This is a genomic window from Achromobacter sp. 1011811831, assembly GCF_059760905.1.
This window is the reverse complement of record NZ_JCBANG010000083.1, coordinates 1-18,560: the sequence shown is the minus strand read 5'-3', so window position 1 is coordinate 18,560 and position 18,560 is coordinate 1. Positions and strand designations below refer to the sequence as shown.

Here is an 18,560-nt window from a genome sequence, read left to right as displayed (position 1 = left end):
CCTTCAGTGCCTGCGCCAAGGTGACCTGAGTACGAACTTTGTAGCCAGTCAGGCAGTGAGTTCGGAGGGGATGCTATCGGATTGGATCCAGTTGCGCCGGATCGTCGCCGGCGGTTTGTAAGCATGCGCGCTATGCGGCCGCTGCTCGTTGTAGAACTGTCGCCAACGTTCGATCAGCACCTTCGCTTCGGTCCGACTGCGGAACCATTCGCGGTTGAGCAGTTCGTCGCCCATCGTTGCCTGCGAAGTCAGGACCAGCAGAATCCTGAGGGGAGTTCTCATCATGGTTTTCTCCGTTCAGACGCTTGGGATCAAGCGGCCGGAGACCACTACGCCTGCTTGGCTTTGCGCGCTGCCTCGACCAAGCTGTCGAGCCAGTCCTGATGGCCGTTGATCATCGGGTTGGGTTTGGCGTTGTGCAGCTCCTCGGCCGGTTTGCCCTTCTGAGTTTCCTGCGTGAGGATGCGCACGCGCCTGCCGTCCAGGTTCTCAACCAGCCAGGCGTGATGCACATCCAGGCGCGTATCTGTGCCTTCCTCGCCGGACCAGCCGTGCCAGGCCACGCGGCCGGGTTGCCCATCCGCAGGTGGCACGTATTCGTTGCACTGCCCCTCTACCGGGAAGCCGAAGGTCTCGAAGTAAAACCGATCGCCGTCGGCCAGTACCGGGCCTTTGCCGTCATGAAAGCACACGTTAGCCGAGTTGGCGTAGTAGCTTGGCCACAGCGATGGTGTGACGAGTAGAGGCCATACGTCGGCCGCGCTCAAGCCGGCGGCGATGATCTCATTGGAGGCGAAATTCTCAGTAAAGCCCGGCGTGTAGCCTTCGGGCCAGAGGATGGCGTTCTGTTGCTTGCTCATATCGAAGCTCCTTCACAAAATGTCGATGACGCAACAGGGGTGGCTGCGTCATTCAAGTGGTCATGGAGCAAATCATGAGCCTCCATCTGCAATAAGTGAAATCCTAAGTTTCTATTTTTGATATCATAAAATATGATATCAAGGCCTAGGTTCTGCCATCCACCGACTAGGCTATCTCGCAGCGGCGCTACGAAAGGGCGCGTCTCCAATTGAGCCGACTGATTGCTTATTTGTAGTGCGAGGTAGAGTTGTGCTGAGCATGACGATAGGAGCGATCTTGCCTACTTGTTGTTAGCACAGGAAGTGAACAGCAGTGCTCGTATCCAGCGATGTGCTGGATCGTGATGGGTGCGTTCGTGCCAAGCAGCCGTCTTGGTGAACCCCGGTATCTTCACCGGCGGCAGGGAGATAGCCAGCTTGTCCATACCGGCGACCAAGCGGCTCGGCAAGATCGCAACCATGTCACTGGCACGCAGGATGTCTGGCAAGATCAGAAAGCTCTTGACCGACAGTGTGACGCTGCGTCGTTTGCCCAACTGTTCTAGCGCATCGTCGGTGACGCCGCGGAAACCTCCACCATCGTAGGAAACAAGCGCATGGTCGAGAGCACAGAACTGTTTAACGGTCAGCTTGCGCCCCATAGCCGCAGGATGGTCTTCCCGCAGGACACACACATAGTGTTCCTTGAACAGCTCTCGGGCATGCAGATTTGGCGGAGTGATCTCTGGCGTCAGGAGGGCTAAATCGATCTGACCGCGCTCAAGCTGGTTCTGTAGCTGCCCGCTCTCGACTGGCACTAATGAGACTCGTACACGCGGTGCGTGCCGTTTAAGTGCCGATAGAAATGGGACAGCAACGGCACGCAGCGCATAGTCCGTCGCGGCGATGGAGAAGGTCAGTTGTGCGGTGGCCGGATTGAAGGAAGGTGGCTGGAGCAGCGCGTCGATTTCGGCGAGCACCTGCTTGACAGGCATCCCTAGATCCAGCGCCCGCTGCGTTGGAACGATACCCCGCTGCGAGCGCGCGAAAAGCGGGTCACCGAAGCTCTCGCGCAACCGCGTCAGCATGCCACTCAAGGCCGGCTGGGTTAGTCCCAGACGGGCCGCCGCCCGTGTCACATTGCGTTCGTCTAACAATGCGTCCAGCGCCTTGAGCAAGTTGAGATCCATACTCTTGATATTTTTCATTTTTATTCCAATCTTAAATATCATCGTTTTTCATGATATCTAAATATTGCCTATGAGTGGAAGCAAGGCCCATTGACGGCTTTTTTTGGGTAACTTGCTTGGAACTCTGTATGCGCCGCAGTGCGCTTTCGCTTGCGGCGCTTTTCTTTGACTCGCCACCGCGCTCATTCTTTCTTTTCCCTCGACCATTGTGCTGCGAACGGTCTTTGACCGGCACTAGCCCAGAACCGATCCTGACGCCTGCGACACCCCCTGTGCAACGCTTTCAATGAGACACCAGCGCAGGAGAAATCGGAGGACAGGTCATGCAAGGGACGAACGTTCTGTTCGGCCAGATCGCTGTGGTAATCGGCATCGTGATCGCCGGCGTCTGGGGCGCCACACAATGGACAGCAGCGACCCTTGGCTATCAAGTACGCCTCGGATCGCCCTGGTTCGATCTTCTAGGTGTACCGGTTTATCACCCGTGGCGCTTGTTCGAATGGTGGTTCTTCTTTGATGCCTACGCGCCGCACGTCTTCGACACAGGCGGTGCGATTGCGGGTGGTAGCGGTTTGTTCGCTTTACTCGTCGCCATCGCCATGTCGGTATGGCGTTCTCGGCAGTCGCGGCTGGTTACGACTTATGGTTCGGCACGCTGGGCCGATGCCGTCGACATCCGCAAAGCTGGACTGACCCTCCCGGCGGGCGTCTTCCTCGGCCAACACGACGACCAATACCTCCGACATGAGGGGCCGGAACATGTCCTGAGCTTCGCACCCACGCGCTCGGGCAAGGGCGTGGGCTTGGTGGTGCCTACGTTGCTTTCGTGGCCGGCGTCCGCCGTCATTCACGACATTAAGGGAGAGAACTGGAAGATCACGGCGGGCTGGCGTTCGCGCTTTTCGCACTGCCTGCTTTTCAACCCCACCGATAGGCAGTCGGCCGCCTACAACCCGCTGCTTGAAGTCCGGCGCGGCGCACATGAAGTGCGCGACGTGCAGAACATCGCCGACATTCTGGTTGACCCTGAAGGTGCGTTAGAGAAGCGCAATCATTGGGAGAAGACCAGCCACGCGCTACTGGTCGGTGCAATCTTGCATGTTCTGTACGCAGGCGAGGACAAGACGCTGCGCGGCGTCGCCAACTTCCTCAGCGACCCGGCGTGTCCGTTCGAGCTGACGCTGCACCGGATGATGACGACGAAGCACCTGGGCGATGCGCCTCACCCGGTTGTCGCATCCGCTGCCCGCGAAGTGCTCAACAAGTCGGACAACGAGCGATCGGGCGTGCTCTCCACCGCCATGTCGTTTCTCGGCCTGTACCGCGACCCGACCGTGGCCGAAGTCACATCGCGCTGCGATTGGCGCATCGCCGACCTGATTTCCGCCGAGCACCCGGTATCGCTCTATCTGGTGGTGCCGCCCTCCGACATAAGCCGCACCAAGCCGCTGATCCGGCTCATCTTGAACCAGATCGGGCGGCGGCTGACCGAATCGCTCGACGGCAGCGATGGCATCGCGCGCCGGCACAAGCTGCTGCTGATGCTGGACGAGTTTCCGGCGCTGGGTCGCCTCGATTTTTTCGAGTCCGCGCTTGCCTTCATGGCCGGCTACGGCATCCGCAGCTTTCTCATCGCTCAAAGCCTGAACCAGATCGACAAGGCGTATGGGCAGAACCATTCCATCCTCGACAACTGCCATGTCCGGGTGACTTTCGCCACCAACGACGAAAGGACGGCGAAAAGGATTTCCGAAACCCTCGGCACCGCCACCGAGCTTCGCGCGCAGCGCAACTACGCGGGCCACCGCCTCGCTCCGTGGCTGGGGCACCTGATGGTGTCGCGTCAGGAAACTGCACGTCCGCTGCTGACGCCCGGCGAGGTGATGCAGCTTCCACCTGAGGACGCCGTAGTCATGGTGTCCAGCGTTGCCCCGATCCGCGCGAAGAAGCTGCGTTACTACGTCGACGCCAATTTCAAGGATCGCGTCCTGCCACCGCCCGTGCTCGCAGTCGGGAGGTACGCCGACGCGCCGCCAGCCCGCCCCGACGACTGGAGCGGCTTGGCGATCCCGGCCGTACCTACGGCGCCGACCTCGGTATCCGCCGATGGTCCGGGCGGCACCGATGACGGCGGCCCGCGCCGCCAGCTCGAACTCTCCGAAACCGTCGCCTACGAGCCCGAGTTGGACGCGTGTGCGAACGACCTGGAGCTGCTCGATGACGACGACCTGGCGCTCCCGCTTCCCGGCCAGCTCGACCCGGCCATGCAGCGCACGGCCCGGCTGGCTTCTCTCGACCCCAACGACGGAATCGACCTATGAGCCAATACCGCCTCAATCTTTTCATCCAGCCCGAGCACGCCAAGCGCCTGGATGAACTTGCCGCCAAGAAAGGCGTGTCCAAGTCCTCCATCGTCGCAGCGGCCTTGGCGTCCTGGCTGTCACCCGATGCGGGCGACCAGCGTGAGGCCGCCATTGCCAAGCGGCTGGATCGACTGTCGCGGCAGACCGAACGCATGGAGCGCGACCAGAACATCCAGATCGAAACGCTGGCGCTGTTCATCCGCTATTTCTTGACCATCAGCACGCCGGTGCCAGAAGCCCACAAGGACGCGGCCCGCGCCCAGGGCAAAGCGCGCTTCGAGCAGTTCGTCGAGCAGTTGGGTCGCCACCTGCTGCGTGGCCGCAGTCTGGTGCGCGACGTGGTGGAGGAACTGCACCCCGATCCGATGCGGATGGATGACGCAGCAGCGATGGCGTCCGCCGATGAGCGAGCTGCAGAGCGTGCGTCATGAGTGCCGTTCCGCAGATTCCGCCTGAATCTCGCTCATCCGCCGCGGCGTCCCAGGATCGCCGCATCCAGATGCTGCGCACGGCGATGGGGCCGCTGATCGCCGCTGCGCTCGAAGATCCGGATGTTGTGGAAATCATGCTCAACCCCGATCGCACCCTGTGGGTGGATCGGCTGTCGTCGGGTCGCTCGCCGCTGGGCGTGGAGATGCCCGAGGCCGATGGTGAACGCATCATCCGCCTGGTCGCCGCGCATGTCGGCGCGGAGGTGCATCGCGGCCAGCCGCTCTTGACCGCCGAGTTGCCGGAAACCGGCGAGCGTTTCGAGGGCATCCTGCCTCCGGCCGCCCCGGGGCCAGCCTTCGCGCTACGCAAGCGGGCCGTGAGCATCATCGGCCTGGATCGCTACGTGGCCGACGGCATCCTGACCGCCGGGCAGGCCGAGTTCCTGCGCCGCGCCGTGCGCGAGCGGCAGAACATCCTGATCGCCGGCGGCACCAGCACCGGCAAGACCACGCTGGCGAACGCGCTGCTGGCCGAGATCGCCGCCACAGGCGACCGCGTGCTGGTGCTCGAAGACACCATCGAGCTGCAATGCGCGGCCCGCGACCATGTGCCGCTGCGCACCCGCGCCGGCGTCGTCACAATGACCGAGCTGGTGCGGGCCACGATGCGCCTGCGGCCTGACCGCGTGATCGTCGGCGAAGTGCGTGGCGGCGAAGCCCTGGACTTGGTGAAGGTCTGGGGCACCGGCCACCCCGGCGGCATTGCCACCATCCATGCCGGCTCCGCCTTGGGCGCACTGCTGCGTCTGGAGCAACTGATCCTCGAAGTGGCAGTGAATCCGCCCCGCGCCCTGATCGCCGAGGCGGTCAACGTGGTGATTCACATCGCAGGCCGTGGCCGCAAACGTCACGTCGAAACCATCTCCCGTGTCGTCGGCTTCGACGGTGCGGGCTATCGCCTGACAGATGCGCTGGAAACGCCGTTTCCCGAGCTGCCGCCGGTTCCTCTTGCAGCCGCTGCCGCTGCGCCTTCCTCGACCCCTGACCAACCTGGAGAACTGCCATGACGCACGTTGATGCTTTCCGTCTTTCCGTAAATCCTATTTCTCGCCTGTCCAGCATGGCGCGGCTGCGCCACCTGGCCCGTCCCGCAGGGCAAGGGCTGCTGCTGGCCGCGCTGATGCTGTTGCTGGCGGGCACGGCGCAGGCCGCCGGTTCCTCGATGCCGTGGGAAGGGCCGCTGACCTCCATCCTCGAATCCATCCAAGGGCCAGTCGCCCGGATCGTGGCGGTGATCATCATCATCTCGACGGGGCTTGCGCTGGCGTTCGGTGATACCAGCGGCGGCTTTCGCAAGCTGATCCAGATCGTGTTCGGCCTGTCCATCGCGTTCGCCGCGTCCTCGTTCTTCCTGTCGTTCTTCAGCTTCTCCGGAGGGGCCGTCGTATGAGTAAGGCCACCGATCTTCCGGGCTTTGAAGTGCCGCTGCATCGCTCGCTGACCGAGCCGATCCTGCTGGGCGGTGCGCCGCGCACCGTGGCGATTGCCAACGGCACGCTAGCCGCCGCCGTCGGGCTGGGCCTGCAACTGTGGATTCCCGGCGTGGTGCTCTGGATCGTCGGCCACTCGCTGGCCGTATGGGGTGCGCGCGTCGATCCGCAGTTCATGCAGGTCTTCGCGCGGCATATCAAACACCGCCCGCTTCTGGACGTGTGAGGGGAGGACGCCATGCTGAACCTTGCCGAATATCGTCAGCGCCCGGCCTTGCTTGCCGACTGGCTGCCCTGGGCCGGGCTGGTCGCGCCGGGCGTTGTGCTGAACAAAGATGGTTCGTTTCAACGCACGTTCCAGTTTCGCGGCCCCGACTTGGACAGTGCGACACAGGGCGAGCTGATTGCCACGTCGGCGCGGCAGAACAACGCGCTTCGCCGTACCGGGTCTGGCTGGGCCTTCTATATCGAGGCCGAGCGGATGCGGGCATCGAGCTATCCGCAATCCTCCTTTCCCGAACCACTGTCCTGGCTGGTGGATGAGGAGCGACGCGCGGCGTTCGAGGAGTCGGATGGCCATTTCGAGAGCGTCTATCACTTCACGTTGCAACACCTACCGCCGCAAGAGTCTCGCGCCCGTGCGGCTGGGATGCTGTACGAGAACCGGCCCACTGAGGGTGTGGACTGGCGTGGTCGGCTTGATTCCTTCGTGGCAGAGACCGATCGCGTGTTCGACCTGCTCGATGGTGTGATGCCGGAGATTGCCTGGCTGGACGATAGCCAGACGCTGACCTACCTGCATGCCACAGTCTCCACGCGGCGCTATCGCGTCGGCGTGCCCGACGTGCCGTTCCATATCGACGCACTGCTGGCCGATGCCGCGCTGGTCGGCGGCCTGGCGCCCATGCTGGGCGATCAGCACCTGCGCGTGGTGTCGGTACGAGGCTTCCCGACCTCGACCTGGCCGGGGATCTTGGACGACCTCAACCGCCTGGGCTTTGCGTATCGCTGGAGTACGCGCTTCCTGTGCCTGGACAAAGCCGAGGCGGAACGGGAATTGGGGCGCTTGCGGCGCCAATGGTTCGCCAAGCGCAAGAACGTCATCGCGCTGCTGCGCGAAACGATCTTTCAGCAGGAAAGCCCGCTGGTCGATACCGATGCCAGCAACAAGGCCGCCGACGCCGATGCCGCCTTGCAGGAGCTGGGCAGCGATCAAGTCGCCTTCGGCTACCTCACCGCCACGGTGACGGTGCTCGACGCCGACCCGGCCGTGGCCGACGAGAAGCTGCGCATGGTGGAGCGCGTCATCCAGGGCCGGGGTTTCGTGACCATCCCCGAAACCCTCAACGCAGTCGATGCCTGGCTGTCGTCCGTCCCCGGCAACGCATACGCGAACGTGCGTCAGCCCATCGTTTCGACGCTGAACCTGGCGCACATGATGCCGATGTCAGCGGTATGGGCTGGGCCGGAGAAGAACGAACACCTCGATGGCCCGCCGCTGATCGTCACCCGCACCGATGGCGCGACGCCGTTCCGGCTGGTGACGCACATCGGCGACGTGGGGCACACCCTTGTCGCCGGGCCGACCGGCATGGGCAAGTCGGTGCTGCTCGCCATATTGGCCATGCAGTTCCGGCGCTACTTCGGCTCGCGGATCTTCGCCTTCGACATGGGGCGCTCGATGCGCGCCACCATCCTCGGCCTTGGCGGTGAGCACTACGACCTCGGTGCCGATGGCGGCATCGCCTTCCAGCCACTCGCGCGAATAGCCCACGAGGGCTACCGCACCTGGGCCGCCGAATGGGTGGAGGGCCGGCTGCTGCACGAAGGCGTGACGGTCGGCCCGGACGAGAAGGCTGCCATTTGGTCGGCGCTGCGAAGCCTTGCCGGTGCGCCAGTGGAGCAGCGCACCATGACCGGCTTGTCGGTGTTATTGCAGTCCAACGCGCTGCGCCAAGCGCTCGCGCCCTATGTGTTGGGCGGCGCCCACGGCAAGCTGCTGGACGCTGACCACGACCGGCTGGGCATGGCCGACGTGCAGGGCTTTGAGATGGAAGAACTGATGCACAGCCCCGCCGCCGTGCAAGCAGTGCTGCGCTACCTGTTCGCCCGCTTCGACGAACGTTTTGACGGCGCGCCCACGCTGCTGATCCTCGATGAAGCGTGGCTGTTCCTCGATGAGCCGTCCTTCGCGGCCCGCATCCGGCAATGGCTCAAGACGCTCAGAAAAAAGAACGTCAGCGTCATCTTTGCCACGCAGTCGCTGGCCGACATCAAGGACTCGACCATCGCGCCAGCCATCATCGAAAGCTGCGCGAGCAGGATCTTCTTACCTAACCCGCAGGCCACCGAGCCGCAGATTCGCACGATCTACGAAGGCTTCGGCTTGAACAGCCGCCAGATTGAGATCGTGGCGACCGCACAGCCCAAGCGCGATTACTACTACCAGTCGCGCCTCGGCAATCGCCTGTTCGACCTCGACCTGGGGCCTGTCGCGCTCGCATTCGCGGGCGCATCCACCCCTCAAGACCAACGCGATATTGACCGCGTGCTGACGCAGGCCGGCGCTCCCGGCTTCGCCGGCGCGTGGCTGCGCCATCGCGGCCTCGGCTGGGCCGCCGACCTGCTGCCGTCCGCTCCGGCGGCAGCTTCCTTTCTCGCTTCTCAACCGCTGGAGGTTTCACCATGAAGACCAAGCCCCGTTTGCTCTCTGTCTCACTCGCTGCCGTGCTGTCGGTATCGCTGCTGGCCGTGCAGCCCGCATCCGCGCTGACGGTGTTCGACCCGTCCAACTTCGTGCAGAACACGCTGACCGCCGTGCGCACGCTGGAACAGATCAACAACCAGATCAACCAGCTTCAGAACGAGGCGCAGATGTTGATGAACCAGGCCAGGAACCTGGCAAATCTCGACTTCAACATCGTCAACCGCCTGCGCTCGACGCTCGCCACCACCGAGCGCCTGATCGCCGAGGCGCGCGGCTTGGCCTACGACGTGCAGAGCATGGATGCCACGTTCGCCCGCCTGTACCCGGAACAGTACGCCGCCACCATCAGCGGCGACCGCATGGCACAGGACGCCCGCGAACGCTGGCAGAACACCTTGAACGGCTTGCACACCGCGATGCGGATGCAGGCGCAGGTGTCGCAGAACCTCGCCCAAGACGAAAGCGCGCTGGCCGATCTCGTGAGCCAGAGCCAGTCGGCCACCGGCGCGCTGCAAGCGATGCAGGCGACGAACCAGCTCCTGGCTTTGCAGGCCAAGCAGTCGATCCAGGCGCAGCAGCTCCAGATCACGCAAGACCGGGCCGCTTCACTGGAACTGGCGCGGCAAGCGGCGGCTATGGAGCGCGCCCGCGAAGTGCGGCGGCGCTTTCTGGGCACCGGCACGCCGTACACGCCGCAGTCCGTCAACTTCTATAACAACTGACCGGAGGCGGCCATGCGATGCGCTTCCGTCCTGATGGCCGTGCTGCTGACCGCGTGCGGCCAGCAGCCGGCCGAGAACCTGGCCGACGCCCTGGCCGCAGATCCGGTGCGGCTCAAGGCGTTGCGCGGGCAATGCGCGGCCGACCGGCAGGCCGTGGGCGAGGATGCCTGCCGCGCCGCCGCTGAAGCCTTCCGGCGGCGCTTCTTCGCCGGCCATACCGGGCCGGATGAATACAACTCGCTGGCTGAACTCCCGCCGATTCCGCCGAGCTTCGATACGCCCGCAGATGAATTGCCAGAGGGCGCCGTTCCGCTCACTCCGCCCGAGGATTCGCCATGAACGACGTGACCATCATCGACCGTTTCCTCGATACGTTCTCGCGCTACATCGACTCGGGCTTCGGCTTATTGCAGGGCGAAGTGGCATTTCTCACCGCCACGCTCATCGTCATCGACATGACGATCGCTGGCCTGTATTGGGCCATGAGCCACGCCACCGGCCAGGGCGACGACGTGATCGCCAAGCTGCTGCGCAAGGTGCTCTGTGTCGGCGCGTTCGCCTACATCATCGGCAACTTCAACTGGCTGGCGAGCATCGTGTTCCGCTCGTTCGCCGGCTTGGGAATTACCGCTACCGGCTCGGCCATCACGATGGAGAACTTCCTTCAGCCGGGCCGGCTGGCGAAGACCGGCATCGACGCAGCCGCGCCGATTCTGGAACAGATCGGGGACATGGCTGGGTTCCCCGAGGTGTTCGTGAACATCGACCCTATCGTGGTTCTGTTCATCGCCTGGCTGGTGGTGATCCTCTGCTTCTTCGTGCTGGCCGTACAGCTTTTCATCACGCTGATCGAGTTCAAACTGACTACGCTCGCCGGCTTCGTCTTGATCCCGTTTGCACTCTGGAACAAGACCTCGTTCCTCGCGGAAAAGGTGCTAGGCAACGTGGTGTCGTCAGGCATCAAGGTCTTGGTGCTGGCCGTCATCGTCGGCATCGGTTCAGGCCTGTTCGCCGAGTTCCAGGTGCATCCCGACGAACCATCCATCGACCACGCGCTGGTCGTGATGCTGGCCTCGCTCGCGCTGCTGGCGCTGGGCATTTTCGGCCCCGGTATCGCCACCGGCCTGGTGTCCGGTGCGCCACAGCTTGGTGCGGGCGCGATGGCTGGTGCTGCGGTCGGGGCTGTCGGCACCGGCGTTGCCATCGGCGCCGCCGTAACGGGCGTGGGCGGCGCCGTCATGGCCGGGGCACGAATGGCCCCGGCGGCCGCAAAGCTGGCCGGTGCCGGTGCGCGTGCCGCGACTTCGGCGGCCGGCAGTGCCCGATCGGCGTTCCAGGCCGGTTCCGCTGCGGCCGGCGGCGGTGCCAAGGGCGCGGCGGCTGGCCTCGGCAATGTCGCCAAGACTGGCGCACAAGCCGCAGGCCGCAGCGTCACCTCTGGTGCTTCCGCTGTTGGGCAGAAGGTGGCCGACTCCTTCCGCGCTGGCTGGAACGGCACAGAAGCCGGCAGCGACGGTGCTGGCCCCGGCCAGACCGCAGACGGCACCGCAGGCTCGCAGAAGCAAGAGCAACCGGCCTGGGCCAAGCGGATGCACCGCCGCCAGCAGGCTACCCATGCCGCGACCACTGCCGCCCACACGCTGCGCGGCGGCGACGGCGGCGGCTCCGGGCAAGGCCCGAGCCTGCGGGATTCCGATACCTAACCTTCAAGGAGAACACCCATGCGATTCAAACGACCGCAGGTGCGCTACGCCGATACGCCGCAGCCTGCCACCCCGTATCAAGCCGCCGCCCAGGTGTGGGACGACCGTATCGGCTCCGCCCGCGTGCAGGCGAAGAATTGGCGCCTGATGGCCTTCGGCTGCCTAGTGCTCGCGCTGTTGATGGCCGGCGGCCTGGTGTGGCGCTCGGCGCAGTCCATCGTGACGCCCTATGTCATCGAGGTCGATCAAGCCGGGCAGGTGCGCGCCGTGGGAGAGGCCGCCACGCCGTACCGGCCCGGCGACGCGCAGATCGCGCACCACCTGGCGCGCTTCGTGACGCTGGTTCGCTCGCTGTCCATCGACCCCATCGTGGTGCGGCAGAACTGGCTCGATGCCTACGACTACACCACCGACAAGGGCGCGGCGGTGCTCAACGACTACGCCCGCACCAATGACCCATTCGCCCGCATCGGCAAGGAATCGGTAACGGTGCAAATCACCAGCGTGGTTCGCGCGAGCGACACGTCTTTCAACGTGCGCTGGACAGAGCAGCGCTATGTCAACGGTGCGCCCGCCGGCACCGAACGCTGGAACGCCGTGCTTTCGACCGTCCTGCAAACCCCGCGTACTGAACAGCGCCTGCTCAAGAACCCATTGGGTATCTACGTCAACGGCCTGTCATGGAGCCGCGAACTGGATTCTTCCGAAGGAGCCAAACCATGAAACTTCGTTTCCGCCTTTACGTTGTTCCTTTGACGCTGCTGGCCCTCGCGGGCTGCGCCTCGCAGGGGAAGCCGCCGCCATCCATCTCGCTCGACGAGACGGTGCTGGCCCAGCCGTTGCCCGAACCGCCCAAGCCCGTCGAAGTCGTCGCCGTCCCTGAACCGCTGGCGCTGCCGGCGCAGTTGAAGCCCCTGCCGGAACTCGATGAGGCCCCCGTTGCGCCGGAGCCGGCCGACGAAAAGGTGCGCGTTTCCCGTGCCAATGCAGAAGCGCGTATCGCGCCTACCCGTGAGGGCTACGTCAACGCGATTCAGGTGTGGCCGTTCACCGATGGCGCGCTTTATCAGGTCTATGCGTCGCCGGGGCGCGTGACGGTGGTTTCGCTTCAACCGGGCGAGGAACTGGTAACGGTCGCCGCCGGCGATACCGTGCGCTGGATCGTGGGCGACACGTCCAGCGGCGGCGGGGCCGATCTGCGCGTCAATGTGCTGGTCAAGCCTATCCGCTCCGGTCTGAAAACCAATCTCGTCATCACCACCAGTCGGCGCACCTACCTGCTGGAGCTGACCTCGACCGAGAGGGCATGGATGGCGTCGGTGTCCTGGGACTATCCGAAAGACCGAATGCTCGCGTTGCAGCGCCAGGCGCAGGCAGCGCAGGCAACAACGCCTGTCGATACGGGCCTGTCGCTGGACAAGATCCGCTTCCGCTACGCGGTATCGGGCAGCAACCCGCCGTGGAAGCCTCTGCGCGCCTTCGATGATGGAGAGAAGGTCTATATCCAGTTCCCGCCGGGCATCGCCCAGGGCGAGCTGCCGCCGCTGTTTGTCATCGGCGCGCAGGGCGACGGGCAACTGGTGAACTACCGTTTTCGCTCGCCGTACTACGTCGTGGATCGCCTGTTCGGCGCGGCCGAACTGCGGCTGGGCGGCGATGGCGGCGACGTGGTGCGGATCGAGCGCACCGATGGTGTTGCACGGAGGAACTGACCATGAGCCAGGATGACACTCCCGACCTTGCCGCGCCGCAGGCGGACAAGGTGGCGCCGGAGGCAGTGGCGCTGCGCGCCCAGCCGCGTCCAGTCACACGCCTGAACCGGCGCTCGCTGGCCATCCTTGCCGGCGTCCTAGCGGTCGCCGTGCTCGGCGCGCTGATGTGGTCGCTGCAACCTCATCGACGCAGCACAGGCGAGCAGACCGAGCTTTACAACGTCGATCGCGTGTCAAAGTCGGAAGGACTGGATGCGCTGCCGACGGACTATTCCAAGCTGCCGCCGGCGTTGCTGCCTGCCGTTCCCGAACTAGGGCCACCGCTGCCGGGCGATCTTGGCCCGGCTATCGTGAAGTCGCAGCAACCGGCGACGGCTGCCTACGCGGCCCCCGGTCACGACCCGAACGATGCCCTGCGAAAAGAAGCCGAGGCGGCCGCGGCCTCGTCCGTGTTCTTCCGCTCGGGTGGGCAGAATGCGGCGCCGGTAGCGCAGACACAGGTGGCCGCTGCGCCGGGCTTCGCCGCCAATGCGGCGTTTGACCCGCTGGCGGCCGGGCCGGCCTCCACGGCGGCCCAACCTGCTGACCCGACAGCGGTGCAAAACCGGCAAGACCAGAAAGAGGCTTTCATGAAAGCTGGCCCCACTGAAACCCGTAATTCCGGCAATCTGACTCTGCCAATTTCGCCGTATCAGGTTATGGCCGGAACAGTGGTCGCAGGTGCCTTGGTGACGGGCATCAAGTCGGACTTGCCCGGCGACGTGATCGCCACGGTGACGGAGCCGGTCTATGACACAGCCACCGGGCGCTTCCTGCTGATTCCGCAGGGTTCGCGCATCCTGGGCAAATACAACAGCCAGGTCAGCTACGGGCAGAGCCGCGTTCAAGTCGTCTGGAACCGGATCATCCTGCCGGACACGTCTTCGCTCACGCTCGACAACCTGGCCGGCACCGACCCAGCCGGCTATGCCGGGCTGGAGGACGATGTGGACTACCACTGGGGCCGCATCTTTGCCGGTGCGGCACTCACCACGCTGCTGGGCGTCGGTGCCGAGCTGGCCGCGCCGGAGAACCGGCAGGATGGTGATCGCGTCATCATCGCTGGGCGCGACAGCGCGCAGGACAGCATCAATCAGGTCGGCCAGGAGATGACCCGGCGCAACCTCAACATCCAGCCGACCTTAACGCAACGGCCGGGCCTGCCGGTTCGCATCATCGTCAACCGGGATCTGGTGCTGCGGCCGTACCAGCCGCTGTTCTTCAACCGGGGGACTTCACGATGAGCACGACCAAGAAGCTGCGGCTCGGCCCGCTGCCGAAGACCGAGAGCACCAAGCTGACTTTCGTTTGCCCGACCAGCTTGAAAGTCGACCTCGACCGCTACGCCGCGCTACACGCGCAGGCGTATGGCGAGGCCGTTGATGCGGCGACGCTGATCCCGCATATGCTGGAAGCGTTCATGGCGGGGGATCGAGGATTCAGGAAGGGCACGGCGACCCGCAGCACACCACCGAAGCCGCCATGATTGCACCGCATGCTATTCAACGGCATCCATCGAACGCGCAGCCCAGGCTGCGCGTTCTTCATTCTGGATGCCGCCGAGCCTGTTGGGCTATGATGATGCGACAGGCCCGCCGTTCCTCGGCAATCCAGCACTACACAGTGCGATGCGGCTTTCTCTCCCAACGCTCCTATGTCGCTCCTAGCCGACAACGCCGCTCTTCTTCTAAGCGGCCCCGAAAGGAGCTAACCTACTGTCCCATATACGGTTTCAAGTCCTTCTTGATTTGCGCGAAAGAATTGACACCGGCACTTTTTTGTTGCCGCGCCGCGCCTGGCGCCCGCCAGGAAGCCGGCATCGAGCGTCTGGCGACGATGTAGTCCTGGCGCCAAGGGCAGGAACGGCCTGGCGGCGTTGTATGCTGCGAGTGCGCGCCCGCGCTGCCGCATTTCTCCTTTCCTGGATGTCCCGCATGTCCTCATCTTCCTCGCCCACGCCGCTTCCGCAGCCCGCCGAGGTCGTTGCCTTCTGGCGCGACGCGGGCCCTCAGCAATGGTTCAGCAAGAACGCGGCCTTCGACGCCGAATTCCGGCGGCGATTCGAGAGCGCCCACATCGCCGCCGCGGCCCGCGAGCTGGACGACTGGCTGGGAGATTCCACCGGGGCGCTGGCGCTGATGGTTCTGCTGGACCAGTTCCCGCGCAATGCCTATCGCGGCACGGCGCACATGTTCGCCACCGATCCGCTGGCGCGCTATTGCGCCGAATACGCGATCGGCGTCGGCCATGACCTCGCGGTCGAGGCGCAGCTGCGCCAGTTCTTCTATCTGCCCTTCGAGCACGCAGAGGATCTGGAGGCGCAGGAGCGCGGCGTGGCGTTGATGGAGGCCCTGGGCGGCGATACGCTGCGCTGGGCGGTCCTGCATCGCGACATCATCAAGCGTTTCGGCCGTTTCCCCCATCGCAACGCGGCGCTGGGTCGCCTGACCACGCCGGCCGAGCAGGCCTTCCTGGATGGGGGCGGCTTCTCGGGCTGATGGATGGGGTGTTGTTTGTCCTGGTTTCTTTGTGTGTCAACGAATACCAATTTGAAAATATCCATGCATTTCCCAAAAATGCATGGTGAATTGGTTCGTTGATGCCCGTGTCCTGCCGCCAGACTCTGGCCGGCCGCCGGCAGCAGGGGCGGGATTTGCACAATTGACGTTTTTCGGAATTCGCCAATACACTGATTCCAGCGAGATTTTCAAGCGACGCGGTCTGCGTTTAACTTGTCGCCGTCAATGCTGTTGCGGTTGCTTCCTCTCCCATCCTTGACGATCTGGCACCCCGCGAGCAATCGCTTCCCCTGGATTCAAGGACATCCGCATATGGCAACCGGCATCGTCAAGTGGTTCAACGCCGAAAAAGGGTATGGCTTCATCGTTCCCGACGACGGCAGCAAGGATCTTTTCGCCCACTACTCCGAAATCCGCAGCGAAGGCTACAAGACGCTGCAGGAGAACCAGCGCGTCAGCTTCGAGGTAGGCACCGGCCCCAAGGGCCCGAGCGCGAAGAACATCAAGGTTTCGGCCTGATCCGCCGCGCCTGAGGTTCTTGGGGCGGCAGGCCCGCGCTTCCAACGCTTCCTGCATGAAAAATGCCAGTCAGTGACGCTGACTGGCATTTTTTTGCCGGGCGTTCGCAGGCGCGGACTTTCAGGCTTCGGTCGGTCGGTTGGGGTACAGGTTCAACGACAGGACGGCATCGGAGTAGGTGGCCAACAGCATGCCCGACAGATGGCCGTGCAAGGCGCCGAACAGTGACCAGGTGAGCGTCTCGTTGCCGGGCAGCAGATCCAGCAGCAGCAACTGGCCGGTCCGCACCGTGCCGACGAAATAGGCGCGCTCATCGTGCTCACCGGTAGGCATGGCGCGATAGATCTTGGTGGCACGGCCACTGTCGTCCTTGCGCCAGGTATTGCTGCTGGCGGTGCCCTTGGCGCCGATGGCCGGGATGTCTGCCTGGATCGTGTCCCAAAGGGCGCGGGCGTTGGCGGCGTAAACGAGGATGGTCATGGTGGGCGCACTCCTGTCGGGAATGGGGGGGGGCGTGGCAAAGGTAGCAATGTCGCCGTTTTCCGGCAAGCCCAGCCCGGCCATGGTCCATGCATCAATCACGCTTCAGCATGCGCGGCGTGTCGGCGGCCACCGGAAATCCGGCAGCCCGCCATATTTTCACGCGGCGGGTGCCGCGCAGTGGCTCAGTGATGCTTGGCGTGGGGCGACGACGACAGCCGGTCCACCAGGGCGATGCCCAGGGCCGAGGCGATGAAGAGCGCGTGGATGATGGTCTGCCACATGACGCCGGCCTCGGTGAAGCGCGCATTGGGCGTGCCCAGTGTGCCGGCCTCGATGAAGGTGCGCAGCAGGTGGATCGAGGAAATGCCGATGATGGCCATGGCCAGCTTGACCTTCAGCACGCTGGCGTTGACGTGGCTGAGCCACTCGGGCTGGTCCGGGTGCCCTTGCAGGCGCAGCCGCGACACGAAGGTCTCGTAGCCGCCGACAATCACCATCACCAGCAGGTTCGAGATCATCACCACATCGATCAGGCCCAGCACCAGCAGCATGATCTCCATCTCGCCGAAGCTGGTGGCGTGCGTCAGCAGGTGCCACAGTTCCTTCAGGAACAGCATGACATAGACGCCTTGCGCGACGATCAGCCCCAGGTACAGCGGCAACTGCAGCCAGCGCGAGCTGAAGATCAGGCCGGGCAGCAGGCCGAGGCGGGGAGGGGTGTTGGTGGACATCATGGGTGGGTTGCGAGCCGTTTGGTGTTTGCGGGAAAAAGAGCGGCGGCAATTCTATCAATGCGAGGCGACAGCGGACACCTGTTTCTGTGACGATTTCCAGGCCTTGCATTTGCGCGGATTCGGGGTGGCGTCATCCCGCGCCTAGCATGCCCCATGCGGGTTTGCATGGCTTTTATGTAAGGGAAATTCGCATTTGCGAAACTCTGTGGCGAAACGTCTGCGCCGGTTTTCCCATATATAGAATTGCCGGCGAATTCGCATAGAGCTTGTCAAAGAGGAGTTTGTTCCCATGAAGATCCGGTACACCGCCGCAGCCCTGGCGCTCGCGCTCGCCCCGTACTCCGTTTCGCATGCCCTGGACATCGGCGGCCTGGTCGGCGCCGGCAGCAAGGTCGTGCAGGCCGCCACCCTGAGCGATGCCGACATCAAGACCCTGTCGGACAAGGCTTGCGCGCAAAGCGATTCGCAGGAAAAGATCGCCGCGCCCGGCAGCAAGTACGACGCCCGCCTGCAGAAGCTGGCCAAGTCGCTCGGCGCCAGCGTCAATGGCCAGCCCGCCAACTACAAGGTCTACATCACCAAGGACGTCAATGCCTGGGCCATGGCCAACGGCTGCATCCGCGTCTACAGCGGCCTGATGGACATGATGAACGACGACGAAGTGCTGGGCGTGGTGGGCCACGAAATCGGCCACGTCGCGCTGGGCCACAGCAAGAAGGCCATGCAGACCGCCTACACGGTCTCGGCCGCCCGCGATGCCGCCGACGCCGCCGGCGGCGCGACGGTCGCCGCGCTGAACAAGTCGCAGTTGGGCGATCTGACCGAGAAGTTCATCAACGCGCAGTTCTCGCAATCGCAGGAAAGCGCCGCCGACGACTACTCGTTCGACCTGATCCAGGCCAAGAAGCTCAACGCCCGCGGCCTGGTCACGGCGTTCCAGAAGCTGGCCGAGCTGGACGGCGGCAAGAGCGATATGATGAGCTCGCATCCGTCCTCGGCCAAGCGCGCTCAGCACATCGAAGAGCGCATCGCCAAGGCCAAGTAAGGCGTTCGATCCCGCTTCCACCGGGAGGAAAACGGGGCGCGGGCATCCGGATTTATCCGGGGCC

The 18,560-nt window shown here is 64.1% G+C and carries 20 protein-coding genes and 1 pseudogene; 16 read left to right on the top strand and 5 right to left on the bottom strand.

Features of this window, described 5'->3' with window-relative positions; translation table 11 throughout:
* Window positions 1–48: 48 nt before the first annotated feature.
* The 3 genes and pseudogenes from AC6LJ9_RS24535 to AC6LJ9_RS24525 all read right to left on the bottom strand — a co-directional run.
* Window positions 49–228, bottom strand: a pseudogene (locus AC6LJ9_RS24535) (integrase core domain-containing protein); the annotation flags it as partial.
* A 101-nt stretch (window positions 229–329) separates the two neighbouring features.
* Window positions 330–860: an SRPBCC family protein gene (locus AC6LJ9_RS24530; protein ID WP_000043569.1), complete on the bottom strand. Its 531-nt coding sequence runs from the start codon at window positions 858–860 to the stop codon at window positions 330–332.
* Between the two features lie 281 nt (window positions 861–1,141).
* Window positions 1,142–2,047, bottom strand: a complete 906-nt coding sequence (locus AC6LJ9_RS24525; protein WP_023093368.1) for a LysR family transcriptional regulator — start codon at window positions 2,045–2,047, stop codon at window positions 1,142–1,144.
* Window positions 2,048–2,352: 305 nt separating this feature from the next.
* Here AC6LJ9_RS24525 and AC6LJ9_RS24520 point away from each other — a divergent pair, with 305 nt between their 5' ends.
* From AC6LJ9_RS24520 to AC6LJ9_RS24450, 15 genes are all read left to right on the top strand, one after another.
* Window positions 2,353–4,350, top strand: coding sequence for a conjugal transfer protein TraG (locus tag AC6LJ9_RS24520; protein WP_001163195.1), 1,998 nt, complete (start codon window positions 2,353–2,355; stop codon window positions 4,348–4,350).
* Window positions 4,347–4,823, top strand: coding sequence for a ribbon-helix-helix protein, CopG family (locus AC6LJ9_RS24515; protein ID WP_000085131.1), 477 nt, complete (start codon window positions 4,347–4,349; stop codon window positions 4,821–4,823). The genes AC6LJ9_RS24520 and AC6LJ9_RS24515 overlap by 4 nt, the downstream gene beginning before the upstream one ends.
* Complete coding sequence (gene trbB / locus AC6LJ9_RS24510) at window positions 4,820–5,890, top strand: P-type conjugative transfer ATPase TrbB (protein WP_023093367.1); 1,071 nt, start codon at window positions 4,820–4,822, stop codon at window positions 5,888–5,890. The genes AC6LJ9_RS24515 and trbB overlap by 4 nt, the downstream gene beginning before the upstream one ends.
* Window positions 5,887–6,273 (top strand): TrbC/VirB2 family type IV secretion system protein, encoded by a 387-nt coding sequence (locus AC6LJ9_RS24505; RefSeq protein ID WP_000150010.1) that lies wholly within the window; start codon window positions 5,887–5,889, stop codon window positions 6,271–6,273. The genes trbB and AC6LJ9_RS24505 overlap by 4 nt, the downstream gene beginning before the upstream one ends.
* Window positions 6,270–6,539, top strand: a complete 270-nt coding sequence (locus AC6LJ9_RS24500; RefSeq protein WP_003092280.1) for a VirB3 family type IV secretion system protein — start codon at window positions 6,270–6,272, stop codon at window positions 6,537–6,539. The genes AC6LJ9_RS24505 and AC6LJ9_RS24500 overlap by 4 nt, the downstream gene beginning before the upstream one ends.
* A gap of 12 nt (window positions 6,540–6,551) precedes the next feature.
* Entirely contained in the window at window positions 6,552–9,002 is a 2,451-nt protein-coding gene (trbE, locus tag AC6LJ9_RS24495; RefSeq protein ID WP_000933135.1) for a conjugal transfer protein TrbE, read from the top strand.
* Window positions 8,999–9,742, top strand: coding sequence for a P-type conjugative transfer protein TrbJ (gene trbJ / locus AC6LJ9_RS24490; RefSeq protein ID WP_003092277.1), 744 nt, complete (start codon window positions 8,999–9,001; stop codon window positions 9,740–9,742). Before trbE ends, trbJ begins: the two co-directional genes overlap by 4 nt.
* A gap of 12 nt (window positions 9,743–9,754) precedes the next feature.
* Window positions 9,755–10,081, top strand: a complete 327-nt coding sequence (locus tag AC6LJ9_RS24485; protein ID WP_014603538.1) for a hypothetical protein — start codon at window positions 9,755–9,757, stop codon at window positions 10,079–10,081.
* Complete coding sequence (gene trbL, locus AC6LJ9_RS24480) at window positions 10,078–11,445, top strand: P-type conjugative transfer protein TrbL (RefSeq protein ID WP_001000746.1); 1,368 nt, start codon at window positions 10,078–10,080, stop codon at window positions 11,443–11,445. The genes AC6LJ9_RS24485 and trbL overlap by 4 nt, the downstream gene beginning before the upstream one ends.
* 18 nt (window positions 11,446–11,463) lie before the next feature.
* A complete protein-coding gene (gene trbF / locus AC6LJ9_RS24475; RefSeq protein ID WP_001211312.1) occupies window positions 11,464–12,168 on the top strand; it encodes a conjugal transfer protein TrbF in 705 nt (234 codons plus the stop codon).
* A complete protein-coding gene (gene trbG, locus AC6LJ9_RS24470) occupies window positions 12,165–13,157 on the top strand; it encodes a P-type conjugative transfer protein TrbG (RefSeq protein WP_000776560.1) in 993 nt (330 codons plus the stop codon). Before trbF ends, trbG begins: the two co-directional genes overlap by 4 nt.
* 2 nt (window positions 13,158–13,159) lie before the next feature.
* Window positions 13,160–14,440: a TraB/TrbI/VirB10 family type IV secretion system protein gene (locus tag AC6LJ9_RS24465; RefSeq protein ID WP_003092274.1), complete on the top strand. Its 1,281-nt coding sequence runs from the start codon at window positions 13,160–13,162 to the stop codon at window positions 14,438–14,440.
* Entirely contained in the window at window positions 14,437–14,682 is a 246-nt protein-coding gene (locus tag AC6LJ9_RS24460; RefSeq protein ID WP_000108283.1) for a DUF2274 domain-containing protein, read from the top strand. The genes AC6LJ9_RS24465 and AC6LJ9_RS24460 overlap by 4 nt, the downstream gene beginning before the upstream one ends.
* Window positions 14,683–15,130: 448 nt before the next feature.
* On the top strand, window positions 15,131–15,694 hold the full coding sequence (locus tag AC6LJ9_RS24455) for a DUF924 family protein (protein WP_212312595.1): 564 nt from the start codon (window positions 15,131–15,133) through the stop codon (window positions 15,692–15,694).
* A gap of 333 nt (window positions 15,695–16,027) precedes the next feature.
* Entirely contained in the window at window positions 16,028–16,234 is a 207-nt protein-coding gene (locus tag AC6LJ9_RS24450; RefSeq protein WP_103275074.1) for a cold-shock protein, read from the top strand.
* Between the two features lie 120 nt (window positions 16,235–16,354).
* On the opposite strand, the gene AC6LJ9_RS24445 is transcribed toward AC6LJ9_RS24450, so the two are convergent.
* Together AC6LJ9_RS24445 and AC6LJ9_RS24440 are read right to left on the bottom strand one after the other, a co-directional pair.
* Window positions 16,355–16,714, bottom strand: a complete 360-nt coding sequence (locus AC6LJ9_RS24445) for a hypothetical protein (RefSeq protein ID WP_498149553.1) — start codon at window positions 16,712–16,714, stop codon at window positions 16,355–16,357.
* Window positions 16,715–16,899: 185 nt separating this feature from the next.
* Window positions 16,900–17,448, bottom strand: a complete 549-nt coding sequence (locus AC6LJ9_RS24440; RefSeq protein WP_498149558.1) for a TIGR00645 family protein — start codon at window positions 17,446–17,448, stop codon at window positions 16,900–16,902.
* Between the two features lie 292 nt (window positions 17,449–17,740).
* Between AC6LJ9_RS24440 and loiP the strand changes: the two genes are divergently transcribed.
* Window positions 17,741–18,496, top strand: a complete 756-nt coding sequence (gene loiP, locus AC6LJ9_RS24435) for a metalloprotease LoiP (RefSeq protein ID WP_212312599.1) — start codon at window positions 17,741–17,743, stop codon at window positions 18,494–18,496.
* Window positions 18,497–18,560 lie beyond the last annotated feature (64 nt).

What these genes read in the sequence shown, in the direction of transcription:
- AC6LJ9_RS24530 (WP_000043569.1), bottom strand. Translation starts at nt 860, where the DNA reads ATGAGCAAGCAACAGAACGCCATCCTCTGGCCCGAAGGCTACACGCCG.
- AC6LJ9_RS24525 (WP_023093368.1), bottom strand. Translation starts at nt 2,047, where the DNA reads ATGAAAAATATCAAGAGTATGGATCTCAACTTGCTCAAGGCGCTGGAC.
- AC6LJ9_RS24520 (WP_001163195.1), top strand. Translation starts at nt 2,353, where the DNA reads ATGCAAGGGACGAACGTTCTGTTCGGCCAGATCGCTGTGGTAATCGGC.
- AC6LJ9_RS24515 (WP_000085131.1), top strand. Translation starts at nt 4,347, where the DNA reads ATGAGCCAATACCGCCTCAATCTTTTCATCCAGCCCGAGCACGCCAAG.
- trbB (WP_023093367.1), top strand. Translation starts at nt 4,820, where the DNA reads ATGAGTGCCGTTCCGCAGATTCCGCCTGAATCTCGCTCATCCGCCGCG.
- AC6LJ9_RS24505 (WP_000150010.1), top strand. Translation starts at nt 5,887, where the DNA reads ATGACGCACGTTGATGCTTTCCGTCTTTCCGTAAATCCTATTTCTCGC.
- AC6LJ9_RS24500 (WP_003092280.1), top strand. Translation starts at nt 6,270, where the DNA reads ATGAGTAAGGCCACCGATCTTCCGGGCTTTGAAGTGCCGCTGCATCGC.
- trbE (WP_000933135.1), top strand. Translation starts at nt 6,552, where the DNA reads ATGCTGAACCTTGCCGAATATCGTCAGCGCCCGGCCTTGCTTGCCGAC.
- trbJ (WP_003092277.1), top strand. Translation starts at nt 8,999, where the DNA reads ATGAAGACCAAGCCCCGTTTGCTCTCTGTCTCACTCGCTGCCGTGCTG.
- AC6LJ9_RS24485 (WP_014603538.1), top strand. Translation starts at nt 9,755, where the DNA reads ATGCGATGCGCTTCCGTCCTGATGGCCGTGCTGCTGACCGCGTGCGGC.
- trbL (WP_001000746.1), top strand. Translation starts at nt 10,078, where the DNA reads ATGAACGACGTGACCATCATCGACCGTTTCCTCGATACGTTCTCGCGC.
- trbF (WP_001211312.1), top strand. Translation starts at nt 11,464, where the DNA reads ATGCGATTCAAACGACCGCAGGTGCGCTACGCCGATACGCCGCAGCCT.
- trbG (WP_000776560.1), top strand. Translation starts at nt 12,165, where the DNA reads ATGAAACTTCGTTTCCGCCTTTACGTTGTTCCTTTGACGCTGCTGGCC.
- AC6LJ9_RS24465 (WP_003092274.1), top strand. Translation starts at nt 13,160, where the DNA reads ATGAGCCAGGATGACACTCCCGACCTTGCCGCGCCGCAGGCGGACAAG.
- AC6LJ9_RS24460 (WP_000108283.1), top strand. Translation starts at nt 14,437, where the DNA reads ATGAGCACGACCAAGAAGCTGCGGCTCGGCCCGCTGCCGAAGACCGAG.
- AC6LJ9_RS24455 (WP_212312595.1), top strand. Translation starts at nt 15,131, where the DNA reads ATGTCCTCATCTTCCTCGCCCACGCCGCTTCCGCAGCCCGCCGAGGTC.
- AC6LJ9_RS24450 (WP_103275074.1), top strand. Translation starts at nt 16,028, where the DNA reads ATGGCAACCGGCATCGTCAAGTGGTTCAACGCCGAAAAAGGGTATGGC.
- AC6LJ9_RS24445 (WP_498149553.1), bottom strand. Translation starts at nt 16,714, where the DNA reads ATGACCATCCTCGTTTACGCCGCCAACGCCCGCGCCCTTTGGGACACG.
- AC6LJ9_RS24440 (WP_498149558.1), bottom strand. Translation starts at nt 17,448, where the DNA reads ATGTCCACCAACACCCCTCCCCGCCTCGGCCTGCTGCCCGGCCTGATC.
- loiP (WP_212312599.1), top strand. Translation starts at nt 17,741, where the DNA reads ATGAAGATCCGGTACACCGCCGCAGCCCTGGCGCTCGCGCTCGCCCCG.